This window comes from Flagellimonas lutaonensis, assembly GCF_000963865.1.
GTDB classification, from domain to species: Bacteria; Bacteroidota; Bacteroidia; order Flavobacteriales; family Flavobacteriaceae; genus Flagellimonas_A; species Flagellimonas_A lutaonensis.
This window is the reverse complement of sequence record NZ_CP011071.1, coordinates 48,509-62,511: the sequence shown is the minus strand read 5'-3', so window position 1 is coordinate 62,511 and position 14,003 is coordinate 48,509. Positions and strand designations below refer to the sequence as shown.

Genomic DNA, 14,003 nt, shown 5'->3' with positions numbered 1-14,003 from the left:
GCTAAGGCAAACCTAAAATAAACCTTATATTCGTGAACCTCAAAATTTAATGGGGTTCACATCTCAATCGTTTTTTTCGTATGAAAACCACCGCTGACCAGATGCTGGTAATTTTTGGTGCGTCAGGCGACCTGACCGCCCGTAAATTGGTGCCGGCACTTTTTAAGTTGTACCGTGCTGGCGAGCTTCCCCAAAATTTTGTGGTATTGGGGGTCAGCAGAAGCGATTTGACAGACGGGGCCTTTCGAAAACGAGTGGTGTTGGACAGCCCCCATTTGAGCGATGAAAATGACAACGGTGCATCTGATGAACAGATCAAGGGGTTTGCAAAAAGGTTTTTTTATGAGGATGTGGGCAGCTCTTATGATTCGGATTACCAACAACTGAGAAACCGTATCGAAGATTTGAACGATATGTTCAATACCGGGGGTAATATCATCTATTATCTCTCTACCCCGCCCACTTTGTACGAAACCATCGTTAAAAATTTGGCCAATGCCGACCTAAATACACAAAACAATGGTTGGAAACATATTATTGTGGAGAAACCCTTCGGCTATAGTCTTAAAACCGCCAAAGAGCTGAACAGGGGCCTACAAAGGTTTTTCGATGAATCGCAGATATACCGTATTGACCATTACTTGGGCAAAGAGACGGTACAAAACCTATTGGTGACCCGCTTTGCCAACAGTATTTTTGAACCTTTATGGAACCGAATCTATATTCACCATATTGAAATTACCAATGCCGAAAGTGTTGGTGTTGAAAAGCGCGGCGGGTACTATGATAAATCGGGGGCACTACGCGATATGTTCCAAAACCATTTGCTGCAAATTGTTTCGTTGGTGGTCATGGAGCCGCCCATTGGCGATGCCCCTGAAGAAATACGGAATGAAAAGGTCAAGGCCCTCAAGTCGTTGCGTATTATGCGGGATGAGGAAACTTTAAAAAACAACACCATACGTGCCCAATATGTGGCTTCTGAAATAGATGGAAAGAAAATAAAGGGATATCGGGAAGAAGAGGGGGTAGCTCCAAATTCGACCACTGAAACCTATGCCGCCGTTAAGTTCTTTGTCGATAATTGGCGTTGGCACGGGGTACCGTTTTATGTGCGTACCGCCAAACGTATGCCCACCAAGGTGACCGAGGTGGTCATCCATTTTAACACACCCCCTCACCAGATTTTCAAAGACTCAGGTATTCGCGGTAAAGACAATAAATTGATCATTAGAATACAGCCCGATGAGGGTATATTGATAAAATTTGGGGTCAAGGTACCCGGTCAGGGCTTTAAAGTTGAGCGGGCCAATCTAGATTTTTATTATTCCTGTTTGGCCGAGACCAGGGTGATGCAGGCCTATGAACGCCTGTTGCTCGATGCCATGCAGGGTGATGCCACGCTCTATGCCCGAGCCGATGAGGTAGAGGCTGCCTGGGAGTTTGTAGACCCCATTCTCGACTACTGGCAAAACGGAAAAAATGTTCGTATGTACGGCTATGCCGCGGGGGTTTGGGGGCCAGAGAATGCCGATGACCTTATCGAGGGACCTGGTAATTGGCGAAATCCAGGGGAGAATTTGGCCGATGACCCGGGGTATTGCGTTATTTGTTAGTGAGACTCACTTCATCAATCTGCCATAGGTAGAGCAGATAAAATGTTTGGTCGAACCAATTCTAGCGCCTAGGTCGGGGCGGGTCTATGAATTACAAAAACGATGTTATTGGTAGATGTCTTAATTTTGAAGCAATTGCTTCGTTACGTTCACAATTAGTGGCTATGGAAACCAAAATCTATAAGGACAAACAGGAGGTCGCCAAGGCGTTCGCAGAATACTTTGCCAATTTGGTAAAGGGTAAGGATAGTTTTCACGTGGCCCTTTCGGGGGGCAGTACCCCCAAAACTGTTTTTAATGTGCTCGCAAAGGAATATGGAGATCAAATCGATTGGTCTAAAATCCAGTTTTATTGGGGAGATGAGCGCTGCGTACCGCCCACCGATGATGAAAGCAATTTCAAAATGACGTTTGAACACCTTTTTTCCAAAATTGAGGTGCCCAAAGAGAACATACATAGAATCTTGGGCGAAAGCGAACCAAAAAGGGAAGCCATGCGCTATGCAAATTTACTTGAAATCAATCTTGATAGGGTAGCTGACATTCCCCAATTTGACCTTGTGATCTTGGGCATGGGTGATGACGGGCATACGGCCAGTATCTTTCCGCATGAAATCGAACTGTGGAATGCCAATGACCATTGTGTGGTGGCCACCCACCCCATATCGGGCCAAAAACGGGTTTCGATCAACGGAAAGGTTATCAACACGGCCAAAGAGGTGGTTTTTTTGGTCACAGGGCCCGGTAAGGCCGAAAAGGTGGGTGAAATCTTGAACAAAGAGGAAGGTCATGAAAAATATCCGGCGTCGTTGGTAAACCCAAAGTCAGGAAAGTTGTACTGGTTTTTGGATGAAGCCGCTGCTCAAAACTTAAACTAAGGTAAAGGAGAAATCTACATCTCTAATTTGGATTGTTCGAAGTCATCTTCCTGAGCACGATTTAAAATGGGTTCGGGAATCGATTTTTTGGCCTTGGCGCCCATCTTCTTCAGTTTTTCGATACTGGTGATAATATTGCCACGGCCTTCGACCAGTTTGTTCATGGCCCCGCGGTATTCGTTCTTGGCCTCATCCATCTTTTTGCCCACTTTTGTGAGGTCGGTCACAAAGCCCTCAAACTTGTCATAGAGTGCCCCTGCCTGGCGGGCTATCTCAATGGCGTTGCGCTGCTGCTTTTCGTTGCTCCACATGGTGTCGATGGTTCGCAATGTGGCCAGCAGCGTAGCTGGAGTAACGATTACGATGTTTTGTTCAAATGCCTTGTTATACAGTGAGTTATCTTCGTTTATGGCGATGGCGAATGCCGGTTCTATGGGAACGAACATCAACACAAAATCAGGACTCTCCATTTCATAGAGATCCTCATACTTTTTGGCCGATAGCTGTTCGATGTGTTTGCGGATTGAGGTGAGGTGGTCTTTCAAAAAGCGGGGCTTGTCATCTTCATCGGCATTGACATAGCGTTCATAATCGGTGAGCGATACCTTTGAGTCGACCACCATCTTTTTGCCATCTGGTAGATTAATGATCACATCGGGCATCACACGGCTGCCATCTTCACGTTTAAAGCTTTGTTGAACGCTATATTCACGGTCTTTTTCAAGTCCGGACTTCTCAAGTACCCGCTCCAACACCAGTTCGCCCCAGTTGCCCTGCATCTTGCTATCGCCTTTCAGGGCTTTGGTGAGGTTCTCGGCTTCTTGCGTGATCTTTAGGTTCTGGCTCTGCAGGTTGAGCAGTTGCTCTCTCAGGGCAGAGTGGATGCTGATATTTTCTTTTTGTGATTTCTCTACCTTTTCTTCGAACTCTTTTATTTTCTTTTCCAACGGGGTAAGGATGCCCTTGATGTTTTCTTCGTTCTTCTCGGTGAATTTTTTTGACTTTTCGTCCAAAATCTTGTTGGCGAGGTTTTCAAACTCCTTGGTGAATTTTTCCTGAAGCTTTTCAACCTCTTCTTTTTGTTCGGTATTGATCCGCTGCAGGTTCTCCAGGTCTGCCTGATAACGGACAATTTGATTGCCCAACTGCTCTTTTTCAGATTGTAGCTGTCTTTTTTCCTCGTTCTCGGCCAATATTTTATCATTGAGGTTGTTGAGGGCATTGTTCAGTTGCTGTTCGCGTTCGCGCCAAACGCCCTCGTTCGACTTGGTCTTCAATTTTTGGACATACATTCCCAAAAAAGCCCCAATGGCCACTGAAACCAATACCACGAGTATCAAAAGCAGTTCTGAATCCATAGTGTCAATTCTTTAGGTAAAGATACTATTAATGTGATTCTAACAGAACCAAGCGCGGGGGAATCTAAAAAGAGATGTTAAGAGATCCCTTCACGGTCAGTCTGAAATGAAAAAGCATCATTTATTTATTTTGAACCCCCCCGTTTTGGGATCAAATTGTACCATTTCTTTGGGAAACAATCGTTCAAAATGCCCCTCTTCGATTAGTTGGCAGGGATCGTTGAAGGGGTTTTCCTTTCCATCAAGCACCAACATCTTATCGCAGAGTTGAATGGCCAGCCCGATTTCATGAGTGGTAAAGAGAATGGTCTTTTGGTATTCATGGGCGAGTTGTTGCAACAGTTTTAAGATGTACACCTTATGGTGCAGGTCTAGGTGTGTGGTGGGCTCGTCCAATAAAATAATCGAGGTGTCTTGGGCCATGGCCCTTGCGATGAGCACCCGTTGCAACTGGCCGTCGCTTAGTTCGTGGCATTTTTTATGGCGTATGTCATGAAGTTCAAACGTATGCAGACTTTGCAAGATTACATCTTTGTCGTTCCTTGAAATATTGCCCAGCCAATTGGTATAGGGTTGCCTGCCCAGGGCTATGAGTTCTTGAACAGTGAGGTTTTTTGAGGCGATGGGCTCGGTAAGCACCACGCTCAACGTTTTGGCCAGGTCGTTGGGCGTTAGTGAATGCATTTTTTTTTCATGAAGATAAATTTCACCCGCCAACTTGGGCTGAAGCTTGGCCAATGTTCTCAAAAGCGTCGACTTGCCAATGCCGTTTGCCCCGACAATGGCGCAAAGCTCTCCAGCGTTCAGTTGAAAACGGAGCCTGTTGACCAAGGGCTGTGAACCGAACCCGATTGAAAGGCCCTCTACCGATATACTGTTTTTTTTCTCCGCCATCAGAATATCATTTTTCGTTTTTTGGTCAACAGCCAAATCACCACCGGGGCCCCAACTATGGAGGTTATGGCATTGATGGGCAACACATTGGCCGAACTGGGCAATTGCGCCAGCGTGTCACAGAGCAGCATCAATATGGCACCATAAAGAAACACGGCGGGCAGTAATATTCTATGTTCCATGGTGCTGAAGATCTGTCGCGTCAAATGGGGCACGGCCAGCCCCACAAAGGCGATGGGGCCCGCAAAGGCCGTAACGCTTCCGGCCAGTAATCCCGTGGCGATTATAATGACGTAACGCGCTTTTTTCAACGATATCCCCAAGCTTTTGGCATAGTTTTCCCCTAGAAGAAAGGCGTTCAATCCCTTGATGGAAAAAATGCTCAGTACCAATCCGAAAAAAACAACCAACGAAAGTATCCCCACTTGCGACCAAGAAAGATTGCCAACACTGCCGTAAGACCAAAAAATGAAGCGCTGAAGATTTTCAGCAGGCGAGAAGTAAGCCAGAACGCTTACGATGGCGGCACTGATGCTTCCGAACATAAGCCCGATGATGAGCAGCGCCATGGTATCACGAACCCTATTGGCCACCAACATAATGACCAGAAGCACCAAAAAACTGCCCACGCTGGCCGCAACGGCCAATGAAACATCGTTCGCCATTGAAAAGGAAACATAGCCGCTGAGCAGCGATGCCCCCATCAACAATAATGCGGCACCCAAACTTGCTCCTGAACTGATGCCCAGCACAAAAGGGCCGGCCACGGGATTGCGGAAAAGGGTCTGCATGAGCAGTCCGCTTACTGCTAGTCCGCCCCCCACCATAATGGCTGTCACGGCCTTCGGCAAGCGATAGGAGTGTATAATATAATGCCATGATTCATTTTCGATATGGAGTCCTACGAGGCTTTTTAGCATGGCCCCAAGGGGAATTGAAACCGACCCCAATCCTATATTGAGCAGGCCTGCCACCAAAAAGGCCAAGAAGAGAAAAAGAAAGGGAGCCTTATAGGTCTTTTGATCCGACATTTATTGCATGGGTTTGAAAAAGAACAGTTCGTGGTCGGGCAATAACATGGGATGAAAGATATGTACCAAATCTTTCAACACCAAATCAGGTCGTTGGGGGGCCAGCTCGTAGTATAACAGTCCGCCGGTTTCGCCCTTGGTCGCTGCAAACGTATAAACGTTTCGCTCCTTAAAGGCCTTGAAGCGCTTGTAATGGTCGTTGGCAGATTGCAGCTGTTCATATGTGGTGAATTGGGAAGGCGATATCCAATAATCGGCCTGTTGCCCCTTTTCCAGCACCGTTTCGAGGCTCAGGGCAAGGCTTCCCGTGCCCTTACTGTCTTTCCAAAGATACGTGGCATTGGCATCGGCGATGAACCTTGCGGCCCAACTTTGCCCTCCGGGCATATACCACACGTCTTTATAAAGGGCCCCGCTCAAAACAGTGGGCGACTCATGGGCCTTGGCGGCCATTGACTTGACTTTTTGGTACGATGCCTCAATCTCGTTGAAAATACGGTCTGCTGTGGTTTGTTTGTCGAACAGGGCGCCAAAAAACTTTATCCATTCAGCTTTGCCCAAAGGCGATTGCTCGGTCCAGTCACCATTGTACAATACTAGTATGCCGGCATTCTCGATGGTATGGTAGGCCGTATTTTGATTGTTGATGGCAAACCCCACCAGCACTTCGGGTCTGAGCGCCAGGGCCATTTCTGTGTTGATGCTCTCATTGCTTCCCAGTTCTTGGATTTTTTCTTCGGAAATCAATTTCCGTGCTGCTGGGGAAGAGACATATTGGGTGTCGGGAAAACCTATCAGCTTGTCCAATACGCCCAAAGACTCCAAAGCTGGAATATGGGTGGTCGAGGTTACGACCACTGTCTGCACCGGCACCGGTACAATGGCATCATAGACCCCTTTGGGCAGGGTAAGGGAAGGTAATTTCGCCCTTGGAACCAGCGCATATTTGAACTCTTTGTCCGCTCCGGGCCACGGGGCCATGACCTTTAAAAGGGTGTAATCGGTGTTTTGTTCCAACGAAAATCCCTGGGCATATCTTACAGTGACCATTTCCCCTGTTTCCGCTGGGCTCTTTAGGGCATCAGATGGTTTTTGTTGCCTGCGGCACCCGATGGCAAGACAACAGAACAATAGGATGGCAAAAGGATTTGATCGGACTTTTTTCATGGGTTCAAAAGTAGCCCATAAATATAAATTGGTTACATTCGCTGCGAATTTTGGTTTTCATGGATTTTGCGCCATGGAATGAAAAGGGAATCCGGTGAGTTGAAGTACCCATTACGAATTTAGAATTACGAATTGTAAAATTGTTGCGACTCGTATTTTGTACCTCTAAAATCGTACCTCAATAATTCCGGAGCTGTTCCCGCAACTGTAAACTTTGTCCGCCTTTGGCGGATGCTTGCAACAACTTCAAGACCACTGTTCTTCACTATGGGACGGGAAGGTGGTTTGCAAGACGTGAGCCAGGAGACCTGCCAAAATTTTCATCCGCCTTTGGCGGACAAACACTGAATGTTAAACTTTCGGGACAAAAGTTTACATGTGCGATGCATATGGCTTTACCGAGCAACTAAACCAAAATGAACAAAAAATGCTTTGGGCCTCTGGCAGCCTTTGTGGCATGTACAGGCCTTTGTGCACAGCAAGTGCAACCAAACCCTCCCCAAGTACAGCAGTTGGATGAGGTGATTGTCAGTGATTCACGCTTTGAACTAAAGCGTGAAAATTCGGGTAAAACGGTTATCAAGATTACCCAAGAAGAATTGCAGCGCAACCAAGGTAAAACGGTAGCTGAGATCATTAACTCAAAAAGTGGAATGGAGATTACCGGTAGCCGCGGTCGCCAAGGAGAGGTCTTGGGAGTCTTTGCCCGTGGTGGAAGGGGCCGTCAGGTGCTTATCATTATCGATGGGGTGCGGGTTACCGATCCATCATCCTTTTCACAAGAGTATGATTTACGACTTTTGTCGGCTGCCAACATCGAATCCATCGAAATAACCAAAGGGGCCGCCAGTACGCTGTACGGGCCCAATGCAGCGACTGCAGTCATCAACATCACCACAAAAAAGGCAAGCGGCCAAAAAATAACTGGTAATTTTCAGTCTAGCCTGGGCACTAACCAAAATCAAAGAAACCAAGCGTATGATGCCTTGGGCGATTTTTCAAATAGTGTGAACATCAACGGCACCTTGGGCGATGTGACGTATCTGGTGGGTTTTGCCAATAGCCATGCCAGCAATATGTCATCGTTGATCGGTACCGAGGAGGAAGATGTGACATCACGAACCACGCTAGATGTAAAAGTAGGCTATCGCCCGATAAAAAAGCTGGACTTTATAATATTTGCCAACAACACCAACCTAAAGACCGATTATGATGAATCGTTCGGGTTGGTCGATGCCCCTTATCGTTTCATCAGTGAACAAAAGCGCACAGGGGTCACGTCCAGTTTTGAGTACGGCCAAGGTTCGCTCCATTTGAACGGGGCCTTTGCCAGCTACGATTCTGAGAACATCAGCGCATTTCCGAGTACCTTCGTGGGGCAGAATTGGACGGTGGACCTCTACAATCGCTACACCTTTGGCATGAAGCTCCATACCATCGTCGGCCTTAATTACATAAAAGATGAGGCCCAATTGGAAGAAAATCGAAGCTTTAGGATCATAGATCCCTATGCCAACGTGGTGTATATCTCAGATTCGGGATTCAATCTGAATACAGGTGTTCGTTTGAACATCCATTCTGAATATGGCAGCAAGTTTGTGTACAACGTGAACCCGTCGTACCGAATAAGAACCTCGAAAAAGGCATATCTTAAGGTCATGGCCTCGTATGCCACTTCGTATATTACCCCCTCGTTGACCCAACTTTTCGGTGCTTTTGGTGCCAATGCCGATTTGGAAGCTGAGGACAACCGAACCGTTGAAACCGGGGTAGAGTATGCCCTTGGCAGTACGTTGAGGGCCAACCTGCTCTATTTTAACAGGAATGAAAAGAACGCGGTCATCTTTGACAATGTTGCTTTTCAATATTTTAACGCAGGCACTGAAATTGAAGCTCAAGGGGCAGAGGCAGAACTGCATTGGCGTTTGTTGCGCGACCTTTCCCTAGACATAAATTATACCTTTGCTGAAAGAAAGGGCGACAATGCAATTCGTATACCCAAGCACAAAATAAATGCACTTTTGGGATATCGATGGAACGAACGAACCTTTACCTCTTTGAACTATCGGTACACGGGGCAGCGCATTGATACCGATTTTGCCACTTTTTCAGATGTGGAACTAGAACCCTTTTCGTTACTGGATGCCTATTTTTCCCATGATGTAATGGCCAATAAGCTGAAGGTATTTCTAAACATCTCGAATATATTCAATGAAGACTATGTTGAGGTCATCGGCTTTTCAACAAGGGGAAGAAATATTAAGGTTGGTATGAATTTGACCCTATAAAAAAAGCGGCTTGGTCACCGGGCGTAGTCGAAGTGAGGCGTTTTTTATTGAAAGCCCATGGGCTTGTCAATGTACATATTGTCCTTTAGCGGGGTAAACATTTTGGAGTTGGTGATGGCCTTGGCCGGTAGCACCACATCAAAACGTTGCTTGCTAGAAGCCCCGGTAATTTCTTGCAAAGCCCTCGCTAGCATAGGTTCATTCTCATCGCCCAAGACTCCCAAATTGGTAAGATCTTCTTCGAAAACGATATCTGGAGCCAACCCATCGGTGTAGTCAGAAAAACCGTTGGCATTCTCGTTTCTACCTACCAGTGGTTGAATGGCCCAGCTATTTTCTGGGTTGATACGGTTTTCACGTGATGAACTGTATATGTAGTCGTTACCGGGGTCATCGACCATGGTAATAGAGAACTCATTTTTGCCCCTTGTGGTTTCCCCAATGTGGATGACATCCAAATAGGGGTCCAAACCGTTCATGACCAATTCGCTGGCAGAGGCCGAACTACCTGTGGCCAAAACGAACACACGATTTAAGTTTAAGGTGTTCAAAGGGTTTCCATTAACTTGGCTGGCAAAGTAATCTTCGAGTTGTTCCGAACTCAATTGAGATTGAATTTTATCGTTCCAACGTTGCCTGATATATAGGTCGTTGGTATTGGTGCCGTAGATCATGCTGGCCAAAAGGCGTGAAGAATTCACCGATCCCCCTGGGTTATAACGCAGGTCTAAAACCAAATCGGTAACCCCATCGGCCAGAAACTGTCCAAATACTTGGTTCAGCTCATTATCGAAATCACGGGTAAACCCGTTGTACATCAAGTAGCCGATTTTTTGTCCGTTGATATCCAAAGTAGTGGCAACATGGATTGGGTTTTCGACCAATCCTTCCATTTTAGTGAGGGTTACCTCTTCACCATTGGGTTCAATAGTGTTGCCGTTGGCGGTGGCCATGTTCAGGGTATAGGTATCGTTGTCTCCAAACAGCAATTCGACATAATTGTCAAGGTTTAGGGTTTGGCCATCCACACCAGTAAACAAATCGCCACGTTGAATGTCTTTAGTAGCTGCGTCTGAACCAGGAATGATGTAGCGTACATAGCCAAAAATATCCTCACTGTCTGCGAACCGCACCAACCCAAACTCCATTCCATTGCTCTTTGAAATGCCCGAAAGGTTATTGACCAATTCTTTGTAGTCACTGTTCAAAAAACTGAAACGATCTTCACTAAACTGTATTTGCTCGTAAAAATCCTCTGGGTCGGCGGTGGCTGCCAAATATGACTCGTATTCGTCTTGGGTAGAAAAGCGGTCATCGGCCAGATCAAGCACCTCAGCCTGCCAAAAATACCAGAGGTTCATGGCTTTCCACATGAAATTCTGAACAACGATATCGACCGGCACCTCAATTTCGTCATCATCTTTGTTACAGGCAACAAAAAGTATAGAAACAAAAAATAACAGGGAAAGATATTTTTTCATAGCAAAATTTTCAGAATAAATAGCAAAAGACGTACCAAAAAAGAAACGATTTCTTTTACTACAACAATTTAAGTTGACAAAACCCTAAAATACTTACATTGAAAAGAAATAAAAATTTTTTGTAACAATTTTCGATATACTTCGTCATCAAGGTGTAAGCAAACATAAAAAGGCTTACAACGACTAAACAACCGATGAGACAGACTGAATTTATTAATGTGGTCATGCCCTTTAAGGACAAGCTCTACAGATTGGCAAAGCGTTTGCTGGTCTCTAGGGAGGAAGCCGAAGATGCCACGCAAGAGATTTTGATGAAACTCTGGGCCAAGCAAGACGAAATGGGGCAGATGCGAAGTGTGGAGGCCTTTGCCATGACCATGACCAAAAATTTCTGTCTAGACCGGTTAAAGTCGAAACAGGCAACCAACCTAAAGTTGGTACATAGCAACTACAGGGACGAAAAGACCTCGTTGCAAAAACAATTGGAGGCACAAGACAGTGTCAGCTGGGTCGAGCGAATCATGGAAGAGTTGCCTGAACAGCAAAAAATGGTGCTACAGTTGAGAGATGTCGAGGAGTACGATTTTGAGGAGATATGTGAGATGATGGACATGAAACCAACGGCCGTAAGGGTCGCGCTCTCAAGGGCCAGAAAAACAGTTAGAGAAAAATTATTGGAAAAACATAGCTATGGAATTGGATAAGAACATAGAAAAATTATTGGAAAAGTATTTCGAGGCCACCACCACGGTTGCCGAAGAAGAGACCTTAAGGGCCTATTTTGCCGAAGAAGGGGTAGCCCCCCATCTCGAACAATACCGCCCAATGTTCAACTACTTTTCCAACGCCAAAAAAGAACGGTACACCAAGCAGGTTCCATTAACCCCTAGAAAGAAAATCAATTACAGATGGATTTCCGTTGCAGCGGTGGCAGTTTTGGCTTTTGGCATCTATTTTGGTAATGAGCAATATCAAGATTACCAAGAAAGAAAACAGGCAGAATATGCATATCAAGAAACCAAGAAGGCATTGAACCTGTTGGCAGAGAATTTTGGCAAGGGCACCGAAAAAGTGGCCTATCTGCAAGAGTTCGAAGCCGCGAAACAAAAGATTTATAACGAAAATTAAAAACAGAAAACGATGAAAAAGTATATGTTGATTCTTTTAGTGGGCCTGTTGCCCGTAACAGGTATTTCACAGTCACTTTTTGATAAATATGAAGAGTTGGATGAGGTGACCTCGGTCATTGTCAACCAAAGCATGTTCAACCTGTTGGCCAAGATAGATGTCGAGACCGACGATCCCGAGGCCCAAGAGTTTATGGACATCGCCAAGAGTATCAAAAGCCTAAAGGTCTTTACCACCGATGATAAATCAATCGGGGAAGACATGAAATCGTCAGTGGATAAATATCTGAAGTCAGCCCGCTTGACCGAGTTGATGCGGGTCAAGGATAAAGATGCCAACGTGAAGTTCTACATCAAAGAGGGCAAAGATAGCGACCATGTCAGCGAGCTATTGATGTTGGTGACAGGAATGAAGAACGTAGAGGCGAATGGCAAAAAGTACGAAACGGTACTACTTTCGCTTACCGGTGATATTGACCTGAACAAGATCAATTCGCTGACCAAAAAGATGAACTTGCCAGAAGAGCTGAACAAGGCTGGCAAGAAGGGTGAATAACATTGAAGTGACAGTGGGCAGCGGTCGGTAATGACACTTCCCACTGAAACGTTCACAATAATTTAAAAGTACAAGCATGAAAACTATAATTAAACCATTGATATTGGCTGTCGCTGTTGTTTTGGCCTCCTGTTCTTCACAGCAGAGTTTGCAAGAATACTATGTCGATAACAAAGAGAACCCGAATTTTATTTCGTTGGACATTCCTGCGAGTATCTTGAAGATGGACGAGGTTGAACTGACCGAAGTGCAGCGTGAAGCCGTGGAGTCCCTTAAAAAATTCAACCTATTGGCCTTTAAGAAGACGGCAGATAACACCGCAGCGTACAAAGTTGAAAAAGCCAAGGTAAAAGAAATCCTGAAAGACGATGAGTTTGTTGAATTGATGAAGATCAATTCTGAATACGGAAAGGGTGTCATCAAGTATCTGGGCGATGAGGATGCCATTGATGAGGTCATTATCTATGGCGATAGCGAAGACAAGGGCTTTGCCCTTATCAGGGTGTTGGGCGATGATATGAACCCCGCCCATATCGTGCAACTGATGCAGGCCATCCAAAAGTCTGAATACAAGGGAGAAGGGCTTGGTGATATTGGAAAATTCTTAAAAGGATAGCCAGCAGACCAACTGACCTCAAGAATCCCGGACGATGGAAACGTCCGGGATTTTTTTGTTTTTAACCCCATGGCTCCCAATTACATGTGACCTTTCTTCTTATCGTGGTGTCTCACTATAAAAGAACACTAACGAAAACCAACAAATTATGGAAAACGCGCAGGTCTGGATAGACAAGACTATTGAATTTATTGTAGAATACGGCCCCAAGGTACTGGGGGCAGTTCTAATACTCCTTATCGGCTCTTGGGTCATCAAAAAAATAATGGGGGTTCTGCGAAAGGGGATGTCAAAAAGTAAGTACGACGAATCACTGCAACGTTTTTTACTGAATTTGATTTCTTGGGCACTGAAAGTAATTCTTGTGCTGGTCGTAGTCTCAACCCTTGGTGTCGATGTCACTACTTTTGCCGCCGTTATCGCCGCAGCCGGTCTGGCCGTTGGCCTTGCCCTTCAGGGGTCGCTCTCAAACTTTGCCGGGGGTGTACTCATCATGATTTTTAAACCATACCGTATTGGCGATTTGATCGAGGCGCAAGGGGTGTTGGGCGTCGTGAAAGAAATCGAGATTTTCACAACGAAAATGGTAACACCTGAAAACAAATTGGCCATCGTGCCAAACGGAGCCATGGCAAATGGCAACATTATCAATTATACAGAGGAAGGAAAGATACGGGTAGACACCGTTGTCGGGGTCGGTTATGATGAAGACATCAAAAAAACGAAAGAGGTTTTGATGGAAGTCTTGACCTCGAACCCAAAGGTATTGAAAGACCCCGCACCCTCTGTAAATGTCATGGAATTGGCAGACAGTTCGGTAAACTTTGCCGTACGGCCTTTCTGTAAACCTGAGGATTATTGGGATGTGTATTTCGCCACCTATGAAAATTCAAAGATTGCTTTGGATATGGCAGGAATCGAAATACCCTACCCGCACAGTGTCGAGATCCACAAAGATGCCTAATTGCAATATGTTGAACCCCATCTAAAA

At 45.6% G+C, this 14,003-nt stretch carries 13 protein-coding genes and 1 riboswitch; of the genes, 8 read left to right on the top strand and 5 right to left on the bottom strand.

Annotated features, from left to right (window positions below; all coding sequences use genetic code 11):
* The first annotated feature begins 80 nt into the window (after positions 1–80).
* Both zwf and pgl read left to right on the top strand, forming a co-directional pair.
* Positions 81–1,616: a glucose-6-phosphate dehydrogenase gene (gene zwf, locus VC82_RS00305; RefSeq protein WP_045800626.1), complete on the top strand. Its 1,536-nt coding sequence runs from the start codon at positions 81–83 to the stop codon at positions 1,614–1,616.
* 164 nt (positions 1,617–1,780) lie between these two features.
* The gene (gene pgl / locus VC82_RS00300) at positions 1,781–2,494 is read left to right on the top strand and encodes a 6-phosphogluconolactonase (RefSeq protein WP_045800625.1); all 714 of its coding nucleotides are present in this window, start codon (positions 1,781–1,783) and stop codon (positions 2,492–2,494) included.
* A 14-nt stretch (positions 2,495–2,508) separates the two neighbouring features.
* Here pgl and VC82_RS00295 read toward each other — a convergent pair whose 3' ends face one another.
* The 4 genes from VC82_RS00295 to VC82_RS00280 form a co-directional block, all read right to left on the bottom strand.
* Positions 2,509–3,852, bottom strand: coding sequence for a DNA recombination protein RmuC (locus VC82_RS00295; protein ID WP_045800624.1), 1,344 nt, complete (start codon positions 3,850–3,852; stop codon positions 2,509–2,511).
* 117 nt (positions 3,853–3,969) lie between these two features.
* Positions 3,970–4,746 carry an ABC transporter ATP-binding protein gene (locus VC82_RS00290; protein WP_045800623.1) on the bottom strand — a complete coding sequence of 259 codons (777 nt, stop codon included), beginning with the start codon at positions 4,744–4,746 and terminating at the stop codon, positions 3,970–3,972.
* Positions 4,746–5,777 carry a FecCD family ABC transporter permease gene (locus VC82_RS00285; protein ID WP_045800622.1) on the bottom strand — a complete coding sequence of 344 codons (1,032 nt, stop codon included), beginning with the start codon at positions 5,775–5,777 and terminating at the stop codon, positions 4,746–4,748. The genes VC82_RS00290 and VC82_RS00285 overlap by 1 nt, the downstream gene beginning before the upstream one ends.
* Entirely contained in the window at positions 5,778–6,944 is a 1,167-nt protein-coding gene (locus tag VC82_RS00280; RefSeq protein ID WP_045800621.1) for an ABC transporter substrate-binding protein, read from the bottom strand.
* A gap of 34 nt (positions 6,945–6,978) precedes the next feature.
* Positions 6,979–7,274, top strand: a riboswitch (cobalamin riboswitch).
* An 86-nt stretch (positions 7,275–7,360) separates the two neighbouring features.
* Between VC82_RS00280 and VC82_RS00275 the strand changes: the two genes are divergently transcribed.
* Entirely contained in the window at positions 7,361–9,232 is a 1,872-nt protein-coding gene (locus VC82_RS00275) for a TonB-dependent receptor plug domain-containing protein (RefSeq protein ID WP_045800620.1), read from the top strand.
* 44 nt (positions 9,233–9,276) lie between these two features.
* Here VC82_RS00275 and VC82_RS00270 read toward each other — a convergent pair whose 3' ends face one another.
* Entirely contained in the window at positions 9,277–10,713 is a 1,437-nt protein-coding gene (locus VC82_RS00270) for a S41 family peptidase (protein WP_045800619.1), read from the bottom strand.
* A 194-nt stretch (positions 10,714–10,907) separates the two neighbouring features.
* On the opposite strand from VC82_RS00270, the gene VC82_RS00265 reads away from it, so the two are divergent.
* From VC82_RS00265 to VC82_RS00245, 5 genes are all read left to right on the top strand, one after another.
* On the top strand, positions 10,908–11,417 hold the full coding sequence (locus VC82_RS00265; protein ID WP_045800618.1) for an RNA polymerase sigma factor: 510 nt from the start codon (positions 10,908–10,910) through the stop codon (positions 11,415–11,417).
* Positions 11,404–11,841 (top strand): hypothetical protein, encoded by a 438-nt coding sequence (locus VC82_RS00260; RefSeq protein ID WP_045800617.1) that lies wholly within the window; start codon positions 11,404–11,406, stop codon positions 11,839–11,841. The genes VC82_RS00265 and VC82_RS00260 overlap by 14 nt, the downstream gene beginning before the upstream one ends.
* A gap of 12 nt (positions 11,842–11,853) precedes the next feature.
* Entirely contained in the window at positions 11,854–12,396 is a 543-nt protein-coding gene (locus VC82_RS00255; RefSeq protein ID WP_045800616.1) for a DUF4252 domain-containing protein, read from the top strand.
* Between the two features lie 76 nt (positions 12,397–12,472).
* Complete coding sequence (locus VC82_RS00250; RefSeq protein ID WP_045800615.1) at positions 12,473–13,012, top strand: DUF4252 domain-containing protein; 540 nt, start codon at positions 12,473–12,475, stop codon at positions 13,010–13,012.
* Positions 13,013–13,160: 148 nt separating this feature from the next.
* A complete protein-coding gene (locus tag VC82_RS00245) occupies positions 13,161–13,976 on the top strand; it encodes a mechanosensitive ion channel family protein (protein ID WP_045800614.1) in 816 nt (271 codons plus the stop codon).
* Positions 13,977–14,003 lie beyond the last annotated feature (27 nt).

Excerpts from the sequence above, each read along its gene's own strand:
- zwf (WP_045800626.1), top strand. The coding sequence starts at position 81 with ATGAAAACCACCGCTGACCAGATGCTGGTAATTTTTGGTGCGTCAGGC.
- pgl (WP_045800625.1), top strand. The coding sequence starts at position 1,781 with ATGGAAACCAAAATCTATAAGGACAAACAGGAGGTCGCCAAGGCGTTC.
- VC82_RS00295 (WP_045800624.1), bottom strand. The coding sequence starts at position 3,852 with ATGGATTCAGAACTGCTTTTGATACTCGTGGTATTGGTTTCAGTGGCC.
- VC82_RS00290 (WP_045800623.1), bottom strand. The coding sequence starts at position 4,746 with ATGGCGGAGAAAAAAAACAGTATATCGGTAGAGGGCCTTTCAATCGGG.
- VC82_RS00285 (WP_045800622.1), bottom strand. The coding sequence starts at position 5,777 with ATGTCGGATCAAAAGACCTATAAGGCTCCCTTTCTTTTTCTCTTCTTG.
- VC82_RS00280 (WP_045800621.1), bottom strand. The coding sequence starts at position 6,944 with ATGAAAAAAGTCCGATCAAATCCTTTTGCCATCCTATTGTTCTGTTGT.
- VC82_RS00275 (WP_045800620.1), top strand. The coding sequence starts at position 7,361 with ATGAACAAAAAATGCTTTGGGCCTCTGGCAGCCTTTGTGGCATGTACA.
- VC82_RS00270 (WP_045800619.1), bottom strand. The coding sequence starts at position 10,713 with ATGAAAAAATATCTTTCCCTGTTATTTTTTGTTTCTATACTTTTTGTT.
- VC82_RS00265 (WP_045800618.1), top strand. The coding sequence starts at position 10,908 with ATGAGACAGACTGAATTTATTAATGTGGTCATGCCCTTTAAGGACAAG.
- VC82_RS00260 (WP_045800617.1), top strand. The coding sequence starts at position 11,404 with ATGGAATTGGATAAGAACATAGAAAAATTATTGGAAAAGTATTTCGAG.
- VC82_RS00255 (WP_045800616.1), top strand. The coding sequence starts at position 11,854 with ATGAAAAAGTATATGTTGATTCTTTTAGTGGGCCTGTTGCCCGTAACA.
- VC82_RS00250 (WP_045800615.1), top strand. The coding sequence starts at position 12,473 with ATGAAAACTATAATTAAACCATTGATATTGGCTGTCGCTGTTGTTTTG.
- VC82_RS00245 (WP_045800614.1), top strand. The coding sequence starts at position 13,161 with ATGGAAAACGCGCAGGTCTGGATAGACAAGACTATTGAATTTATTGTA.